General features: G+C 64.1%; 5 protein-coding genes. 2 read left to right on the plus strand and 3 right to left on the minus strand.

Annotated elements, in window-relative coordinates; all coding sequences use genetic code 11:
- Positions 1-294 precede the first annotated feature (294 nt).
- Both ACZ7NC_RS43495 and ACZ7NC_RS43500 read right to left on the minus strand, forming a co-directional pair.
- Positions 295-1,146, minus strand: coding sequence for a nucleotidyl cyclase domain-containing protein (locus ACZ7NC_RS43495; protein WP_471497542.1), 852 nt, complete (start codon positions 1,144-1,146; stop codon positions 295-297).
- 3,011 nt (positions 1,147-4,157) lie between these two features.
- Positions 4,158-4,907, minus strand: coding sequence for a hypothetical protein (locus tag ACZ7NC_RS43500; RefSeq protein ID WP_471497544.1), 750 nt, complete (start codon positions 4,905-4,907; stop codon positions 4,158-4,160).
- An 833-nt stretch (positions 4,908-5,740) separates the two neighbouring features.
- On the opposite strand from ACZ7NC_RS43500, the gene ACZ7NC_RS43505 reads away from it, so the two are divergent.
- Complete coding sequence (locus ACZ7NC_RS43505; protein ID WP_471497546.1) at positions 5,741-7,264, plus strand: hypothetical protein; 1,524 nt, start codon at positions 5,741-5,743, stop codon at positions 7,262-7,264.
- Between the two features lie 110 nt (positions 7,265-7,374).
- Here ACZ7NC_RS43505 and ACZ7NC_RS43510 read toward each other — a convergent pair whose 3' ends face one another.
- Positions 7,375-7,614, minus strand: a complete 240-nt coding sequence (locus ACZ7NC_RS43510) for a putative quinol monooxygenase (RefSeq protein WP_471497550.1) — start codon at positions 7,612-7,614, stop codon at positions 7,375-7,377.
- Positions 7,615-7,747: 133 nt separating this feature from the next.
- Here ACZ7NC_RS43510 and ACZ7NC_RS43515 point away from each other — a divergent pair, with 133 nt between their 5' ends.
- A complete protein-coding gene (locus ACZ7NC_RS43515) occupies positions 7,748-8,119 on the plus strand; it encodes a hypothetical protein (RefSeq protein WP_471497548.1) in 372 nt (123 codons plus the stop codon).
- Positions 8,120-8,384: the final 265 nt, after the last annotated feature.

Raw genomic sequence — 8,384 nt, forward strand, 5'->3', positions numbered from 1 at the left:
AACTCGCCCCGGAGCCGGTCCACTTCCCCCAACCTCACTCCGGGAAGCTGCCCACGATCAGCCGAGATCACTCAACGTAACAAAGTACTACTAGGGCCTATCGTTTGGATCATGCCGGCGTCGCGGGGCCTGGCACGCACTCCCTCAAAGGGGGGACCCCCAGCCGCGTTGTCGTCAGTCGCCGACGCTCCGCGTCGACTCCCTCCTCCGCCTTGCAGCTGCACGCACCAGACACCGCTCGGGTCGGTTGAGAGGCGCAGTCTCTCTCAGCCGACCAGATCCAAACGACAGGCCCTAGTGGCTGGATTCCTCGTGCATGGGCCGGAGCGTGAGCGGGAGGCTTGGTCCTGCGGATAGGGCCGTCTCATGGCGAATGGCGGCCTGGCCATACAGGGAGATCGGATGAGTGGTACGCACTGTTCCATCCGGGAATGTGATCCGAAGCGGGCTGCCACTCGGCGTGGCCGGTGCGGAACAGGGCAAGACCAGCGTGCCAAGGACTTCGGGACAGGCTGCACGGGCCAGCACGTGCAATGCCTCTGCGGCGGTCGGTAACGGCAGCAGTGTGCGGTGATCCCGTGATGTGGCCCTCTGGCCGGGTGGGGGGAGCTCGGCGACGACGCTGGTTCCGCCTTCGCCGCCGCAGGCGAGACGGGCAGCCTTGTGGAGAAACAGGGAGCGGTCCACCGTGGTCAGTAAGCGGTCCATGAAGAGGGACTGCCAGCCGCTACTGCGTTCAGCCGGGAGGTTGTCGGCGGAGGCCAAGGCCAGCGCGAAAGAGACAGGGACCGGCAGTGCGTCGGCGAGCCGGTCGCTCAGAAGGAGGATGGACCGGTAGAAGTCAACGGCATCGTCCAGCGCTGCGGACACGATGACCTCGTCACCACCGAAGGTGGCGACACAACCGGAACGCCAGGATTGCTCGTGGAACCACTTACGCGTGACAGTGCCGAGACGGGTCATCACTTTGTTGCCGGCGAGATGTCCGTAGCAGTCGGGGTCGGTCGCGTTGACCTGCTCGACGTAGCTCTTGAGACCGTCCACATCTCCGATCGCGAGTCCCACCAGCCCTTCTCCTCGCAGAGTGGCCGCGACATGAGCAGGTATCCGCTTGTGGAAGTCGGGAAAGGCGACCAGGCCGGTCACCGCGTCCTCCCGACTGTCGGCGCACCACGTACGCCAGGGCGGCTGGGCCCAGCCGAGCAGAGCCATCGAGGCGTCCCGCGGGTCGTGGATCCGTCTCTTCGGGCCTGACTTGCCAGTCGGGTCCATCATCCAGCCTCCGATGGCAGTGTCGCGACACTGCAGTACCAGCGGACAGGGAGCAGTCTGCGACCGGTTGCACGGTGAGCGACAGATCGGCAGCAGGTCGTGGTACCCCAGTTTCGCACTCGCGGTTACAGCCTGCGGAACGGTCTTTGACCGTATCTGCGTCAGCCCCGGACGGGATCAGCGGTCCCGGTCATCGCGTGAACTTCCTGAGCGGGCGCGGAGGAGATCCGCGGTATTACGGGCTTCACGATCAGACACCACTCGTGAACTGCGGGATTACTACAACAGCACGGAGGCCCACGGGTTTACCGGCTTATATGGGAATTCTGGCGTAACATGGAGGCGGTCATCCCCAGGTCTTCCCTGGTCCCATGCCGTCCGTCTCACCGTAGGGTCGGCCTGGGGGTGCGGATTGCCCCTGTTGCTGCCGGGTTAGCGGACAGAGCCAGAGGCCGGGGCGGCGGCGTGAGTGCTTGCTGGCCGTACTGAGGGGTGGCCGGTGCAGGGTCTGCTCGGTCAGCAGGTACGGGAGGGGCCCGCTGCCGACCACACTGCGTCGCACGCCTCGACCTTGCCGGGTGCGCTTCATTGGCTCGGTAGTCGGCAGCGCGATGCCTTCAATGAGGTCGTCCAGTGCGAGCCAGGGCACAGGAGCATCGGCGAAGCAGCCATGGGCAGCTGCGGAATCCTTGATCTGAGGGGCGATTTCCTCGACATCGCAGCCCTCCGCCGTTCGGGCGACATCGTCTGTGGCTACGGACCTGAGCACAGGCCAAGGTCCCGTCCGGAAAGTCGCGGACGCGCGGTGACGGAGGCGGTCAATGTGGTGGTCCGGGCCGCCGTGTCGTCCCTTCGGAGGACAAGGACAATCGCCCGAAGTCCAAGCCCCTGCGCGTCCGGACTCGACCTGAACCGCCTGCCGAGCAGCGGCAGAGCAATGGCAGTGCCGCCTACGAATCGGTGGCCAGAGCCCACGCACCGGAGGGGCCTCCGCGGCGGCTCTCAGCCGCCGCGGAGGCCGTCCTCAGCGCTCCCTAATAACCCTGTGACGCGGTGCTTCGTCACGTGGTGCCTCCCTTCCTGCGCCGGGATTCTGACCGCGCAGGCCCGAAGCCAGAAATGGTCAAACAGCATCAAAGGTACCTTCTCATGCAAAGGGTTGAATTACCTGTTAAAGCCGCGAACCTCGGCTGAACGAGCTATCGCTACATGTTGGAGCCACCCGCCCGATGGGCCATCCGCCGGTCACCCCCCGTGGCACCGGTCGCACCAGTCCGCGTCGCAAGGCACCGCATGCCCACCGCAGGAGGGGCGCGGGCGCATTCTCGCTGGTCAACGCAGGCTGAGCGGCTCATTGTGTCTGAGATCACGCCCGAACTGGCTCAAGCCGGCGTAATAGTCAGCTCGTCGAAGTGTCATACAAGCAGCGGAGCGCACGGAAACGCCCGGGATGTAGAGGAAGGAAGGACTCATGCCCCCCAGCTCCCCCGGCACTCGACACTTCTGCGCCGGGTGCCACAAGGAGTTGCTGCCCGGGGGCCCAGCGGGGTCCGCGGAGCTGTTGGACCTCAATGGGTCCTGGTCGGCGGCTTGCGCGGGGGCTTCGGAGGGTGGCTCGTACGCATGGAACGGTCGTTGCGACCATGTGGACGCCAGAGGTGTGGATCGGCCCAAGCAGTCCGCCGACGGCTTCTGGCGGTCGGCCGCTGCCCGCGGGACCGCTGCCCTGAAAGTGCTGGGCAGGACGGTCGTTCACCTGATCCGACGCAGGGCGGACAACGGACATTGATGCTCCCTGGTGCCGATGGATGATCCCCACATCGGCACCAGGGGTTCCGCGCGCTCGCGCGGGCGTTCGCAAGCAGGGCCGGGCGAGGAGGGGACGCTCGGCCCGCTGCGACGCTGATTGGCGGCAAGCGCCGCTGATATGACACCCGGGTCCTGGCCACCGCAGAACTGACGATGCGGTGGTCGAGGGCGGGTTCGATGGGACCCTCACGGAAGCTTCCCGTGAGGGTCCCATCGTAGGAATAGCCGCAAACACGCTACGTCCGGTTGGACCGCGCGAAAGACAGCACGGCGATCCATGGCGCCACGGCGGGCCAAGCAGTACTTCACGCGGGGTACGCGCCGTCATGCGTCGCTGAGGTGGGGCCGCAGTCCCGAATCCGTCAGCCGGACCCAGCACGTCCGGCTGACGGATTCATCACCTCACCGAAAGGGCGGAGCGCATGCGCAACACTCCATCCCGCCCATGTAGATCCTGTGCCAGGCAAATTATGACGCCACGGCGAACAGCGGCCCACCTTCAGACCACCTTGAGCGCTTTGATGCGAGGTTGTCGGATCCACGGGGACTGACCGGCGCCCAGCAGCGGGCACTTGTAGGGAATTGGCCTTCAAGCCATGTGATCAACTCGCTGTGCGAGGGCGAGGGCGAGGGCGAGAGCGTGTGCATGCTGCGAAGGAGTCAGCCGCGGGAAGCCAATTGTCCGCGGCCTACTGGCTGAAGCCGCGAGTCTGGCCGTTTCGCCGGTCTGAGCCAAATGAGTGACGCGGCGTCATGTATGAGCCTCGGGCCACTCTGTTCTTCTGGATGGAGCCTGGAACCCTCCCTTCCCTCCGCAGGGTCTCGTACCCACCCTGCCCGGTGAAATACGAGACCCTGCGGATCGCGATAGCGGTGGCTGGAGCGCGCCGACCCATCGCTGCCGGTGCGTGTTGCTGGGTGCCAAGCCGGTCCGCAGGTTCACCGACTTCTCATGCCAACTGCGGGCAAGAACGCCGCCCTCGCCTAGCAGGTCGGCGATGTCCGTGCCGAACGAACTGTCCTACCCGGCCGCGTCACTGTCGGCCTCGAGGTCGGCCAAGTCGAGGTCGGGCCCATCATTCAGGTATCTCCGTGACCGGGACCCTCGTTCCAGCCTGGCTGCTTGTGGATGGATCTGGGGTCGTCGAAGGTGTCAATGCGCTCCCGCCGGGTTCGGGAGTGAAGTTCGGGGACGAGCTTGCGCTGTCGCTCGGCACCTCATCCGTGGTGGCGTTCGGATCTCCGCTCGGAGTGGCACTGGGCGTCGGAGCTGTAGTGGGGGTTGCCCGACCGTCGGCATCGGACGTGGGCTCGTGGGACGGAGTACCGGAAGGAGTCGTTATCTCATTGGGCTTGGCAGGGGAATCGGGCGTTGAGGCCGAGCCCCGTCGGGTGACGGCGTCACCGACGGTCGTACCCGTCCCGCCGCTGAAGCTGCTGCCCGACATGAGTTCGTAGGTCGTGATGCCGGCCATGGTCACGCCGAAGATGACGGCGGCCGCGGCTACCGGCCTTCGCCAGCTCTTCACGCGCGCGCGGTGTACCGACGCTTCGGTGAACTCTCCCAGAGCCTGTGGTGCTTGTTTGCGGGGACGAGCTGGGGTTTTTGCCTCCTTTAGCTGCTTTGCTGTGTTCTTGAAGAAGTGCTGGAACAGTTTGTCCCCGCACGTGGCTACGATGCTGACGACACCGGCGCCCAGGATCGTGCCGTACACCCCGAAGTACGACGCCAATTTGGCCGCTGCAACTGCCGCCACGGCACTGCCGGCGACCTGGGGGACACTCAGATCGAGCCGCTTGCGATCTGCGTCGGGTGTTTCACGCATACCCGGAGCTTGCCTTCCTTTCCCATACCGTAGGTCAATCGACTGCACGAGACAGTGATGTGCAGCAAAGACCAAATCTCACCTTCAGCACCATCTGCCCCGGGAATTCGTCTTAATTTGACCAATCGTGCTGCATATCCGTCCCGGTGGTCCCGGGAGGATTCTCTCGGATCGCTCAACACGCCCAGCGGTCCGAGGCCGCGCTCGCATCGGGTGCGAGCCCAGAAGAACACACCAAGCTGGTGGCGTCATCTCCGGTGACTAAGCACTCCGTTACGCAACGGCAGACGTGATTTTGATCATGTAAGTTGGGTAATAAAGGGGCGCTTGATGATCACCCAAAGGTTTGTGGACGGCATGACAATGATGGAGCTTTTGACTTAGCGCGGATGCTGGACAGTGCGTCCGGTTGCCTCTCCGTATGACAGGGGACACATTTCGGTTTCTCTATGGATTTTCACGTGTTACACCGCCCGGCCGCCCGCACGCTGGGTTCCCTCGGCCCGGGGGGCCCACCGACCGGGACCGTGGCTTGTTATGCGGCTTACAAGATTCTCACGCGTGTGCGCTCTCTTTTGTTTCGTCCTTGTCATGCCAGGCGACGCGCTTTCTTGCATGATGGAGCTAGAGTGCACAGTCGAGGGGTAGGCGAAATCATTTTTGGATGAAGGGCGCTCGAGTTGGCGGTCGCAGAAGGCGGAAATTCCTTTCGGAGTTGATCGCGTGTGCGGCCCTGCGATAAAGCGCGCCTGTGATAGCCATTATCGGAATGAGCCGGCAATCCCGTGAGAGGCTGAGCTCGCACATCGGAACTGCCCGGTTGCCAGGAAGCCATGGTGGCGTTTGCCTGTCTCGGTTGGGCCTGTTTGGAGGATGGTGTGCCGGCACGTCACAAGAAGGTGCGTAAAGGGCGGGGCCTGAGGCAGCAGCAAGCCTTGAAGCTGGGTGCCGTGACCGTGCCTGTTTCGGCAGGATTGATTCTGACGGCCGCGACGAGTTCGTATGCAGCCGGACCTGCCGCGCAGATTTCGTCACTACAGGCAAAGGAGTACGCGTCGCGAGCCTGCCCTGCTCATGCGCAGGAACTGGCCCCACAGGAACGGCAAGCACTGGCGCAGCTCACTCCGCGGGAGCGGAACGAACTTGCCCGGCTCACACCGCAGGAATGTGAGGCCTTGGCGGGGCTAACGCCGCAGGAGCGGCAGGAATTGGCAAGGCTCACCCCTCAGGAGCAGCAGGAGCTTGCCCGGCTCACCCCGCAGCAGCGGCGGGAGCTCGCACAGCTCGCCCGGCAGGCCCAGCAGGGGAGCCACCACGGCGTTGTCTCCGGGAGTTCCGTGCAGAGCCCGGCGAATGCCACGGCGGGTCAGGTTCCTCCCGCGGTGGTCGCCGGAGCCCAGGGACCGACGATCGCCGAGACCACGAACGTGGTCGCCAAGCCCGAGACAGCGCACGAAGGACGACCCGGCATGCCCGCCCAGGCGGGTCCCTTGAGGCCGGCGGCCCCTTACCTCAACCTCAATCAAAAGATGCCCAATGTCACCAAGGTGATGAACGAGACCGGCGTCAAGACCTTCTCCATGGCTTTCATCCATGCTTCCGGTGGCTGCAAGCCCGCCTGGAACAATGGACCGCTCATGCATGCGGCCCATCGGAGCACCATCAACGCGATTCGCGCGGCCGGCGGCGACGTCATCCCCTCCATCAGCGGCTGGAGCGGCAACAAGCTCGGCCCCAACTGCCACTCCCAGGAAGCCCTGGCCGACGCATATCAGAAGGTGATCGACACCTACGGATTCAAGGCAATCGACGTCGACATCGAGAACACCGACGAATTCGAGAACCCGACCGTCCAGGACCGCATTCTGGGTGCCTTGAAGATCGTCAAGCAGAAAAATCCCGGCCTGAAGACGATCATCACCTTCGGCAGTCTCACCAAGAACCCCTGGGGCAACCGTCTCATCGAGCGGGCCGCCGAGCTCAAGTCGAACATCGATGTCTTCACCATCATGCCCTTCGACATCGGCGGCGGCTCGGACATCTACGGCGCCACCGTTAACGCGACCGAAGTCTTGAAGAACAAGCTGAAGAGCACCTTCGGCTGGAACGACGCCACCGCCTACGCCCACATAGGCATCTCCGGCATGAACGGCCGCAGCGACGGCGGAGAGATCACGACCCCCGAGACCTGGACCCGGATCCGGGACTGGGCCAACTCCCACCACATCGGCCGCCTCGCCTTCTGGTCGGTCAACCGCGATCGCCCCTGCCCGAACGGTGGCACAATCGGGCATTGTTCCGGCACCGATCATGACGCCTGGAAATTCACCTCTATTACAGCCGGGTTCACTGGCTAACCTGCCGCCCCGGGCGCGCGGCCGCTTGCAGGAGCTCGTCTCGCCGCGCGAGAGATGGGAGCTGTACCCCGCTTGCAACGAGCACTCGCATTTCGCGAGTTACAGCAGCGCTAAGTGCCAGGCTGTGCGGGTCCCTCGCCCGCCACTTCATCGAGGAACGTTACCTGCGTGCCGACCAGATATTGCTCACGCTCGACCAGGAACCGCATCACGTGCGGCTGCTCCTCGTGCTGGGCAAAGGCCTCCCGGTCCGCGTAGAGCTCGTAGAACACGCGCACGGTGGGCTCATCGACGGGTACATGAGAGACATACACCAGCGCTTCGGGTTCCTTTGTCTGAACCCCCTCCAGGGTTTGGGCAGCGAGTTAGTCGAATGCGGCGGCTGCTGCCTCATCGCGGGTAGTGAAGCCGGCCGGAGTCTTCGGAGGGTGAGTATTTGGGTGGTCGGACATGGACGCCGAGCGCCCGTGGCCGTAGGTGATCATGGCCGTTCTCTACCAGCTTCATCACCAGAAACCACGGGCACGTGCCCCTACGCCGACGGAGGCCGGGATACCGGGCGTCCTGTCGCCACTGTCACAGGTCGGCACCTGGACCGACCAGATCAAGGAGTCGGTCTTCGGCGCCAGGCCCAGCACCTCATACCCGACCCGCCCCGGGACCTGTATCGCCGACCTGGCCTGGGGCGTGGCGGCCAAGGCATCTGACGACCGCACCGGATACCTCCATCTCAGCTTCGAAGGCCCGGAATTCTCGGCCGCTTCGACATTGATGTTCGCAACCCGCCGCACTGTGGCCGCATCCAAGCCGGCAACAGGAAATGACCTGACGTCCTTCCACAATCCGTCGGCGTGATCCAGCGGCATGGTGTTACGGCAGGAGACGTTTTTTCCGATGGGCCGATTATGTGAGTATCCACCCGATTACCTCACGGCGCGTCATGCGAGATAAAAATCATGATCTTTACGGGTATTCCTCGGCCTGCACGACATGTCGACATGCATATATCCATGTATAGATGGGACTGGTGATGGAGTTACGGCAGCGCCGGCGTTGGGCCGGTGGGATGTCTTTGGCGTTATCGAGTGCGTTAGCGGCGTCGCTTGCGGCGACGGGTTTG

The organism is Streptomyces sp. NPDC111802, from assembly GCF_055634335.1.

What these genes read in the sequence shown, in the direction of transcription:
- ACZ7NC_RS43505 (WP_471497546.1), top strand. Translation starts at nt 5,741, where the DNA reads ATGGTGGCGTTTGCCTGTCTCGGTTGGGCCTGTTTGGAGGATGGTGTG.
- ACZ7NC_RS43515 (WP_471497548.1), top strand. Translation starts at nt 7,748, where the DNA reads ATGGCCGTTCTCTACCAGCTTCATCACCAGAAACCACGGGCACGTGCC.
- ACZ7NC_RS43500 (WP_471497544.1), bottom strand. Translation starts at nt 4,907, where the DNA reads ATGCGTGAAACACCCGACGCAGATCGCAAGCGGCTCGATCTGAGTGTC.